We start from the raw sequence: 819 nt of genomic DNA on the forward strand, positions 1-819 counted from the left end.
TGATGCAGATACGATTGTGGTCCTTGATAAGGGTGAAATTTCAGGTATTGGTAGCCATGATGAATTGATGGCAAATGACATCTACCGAGAAATTGTCGAATCACAAATTAAGGGGGCGAACTAATGGCGAATAAAAGAAAAAAACTAGAAGGCCGTCGTCATAAACCAAAAAACTTTTGGTCAACCCTAGGTCGCTTCATCAAATATATGGCTAGTCGGAAATGGACATTCTTATTGATTATTGTACTGATTATCCTAGCAACCACATTCCAAATTGTGTCACCACGTATTTTAGGTCAAGCAACTACTCTGATTACCGATGGGGTAAGTAATGGCTTGCAAAACGTGGATGGACAGCAAATGTACGTCATTGATTATGCTAGGTTAGTAAAAATCTTAACTAAAGTAGTCACTTTCTACTTAATTAGTGCCTTATTTAACTTCTTACAAGGAGCTTTATTAAGCCGTACTGCCCAACGCGTGATTGAAGATTTAAGAAATGATATGCGGGCGAAATTAAACCGTCTGCCGATCTCATTCTTAGATTCAACGCCAAATGGTGAAATCATGTCACGTGCCATTAATGATGTTGAAGCGATTGCTATGTCACTACAACAAACCTTGCAACAGGTCTTGATGTCTAGTACGCAATTTGTCCTAACTATTGTGATGATGACCTTAATCAGTTCAAAAATGACCTTAATTGCAGCAGGAACCATTTTATTATCTACAATTGTTATGCTGTCTATTACACCGGTATCGCAAAGACTATTCGCCACCCAACAAAGGGTGCAAGGGAATATGAATGCCTATATCGAA

1 protein-coding gene is annotated in these 819 nt (G+C 38.6%); it reads left to right on the top strand.

Annotated elements, in window-relative coordinates:
- Window positions 1–123: 123 nt before the first annotated feature.
- Window positions 124–819 (top strand): ABC transporter transmembrane domain-containing protein (locus ACRCJ0_RS16720; RefSeq protein ID WP_431391283.1); only part of this gene is annotated, 696 nt, incomplete at its 3' end.

It is taken from the genome of Aerococcus sp. L_32 (genome assembly GCF_050689315.1).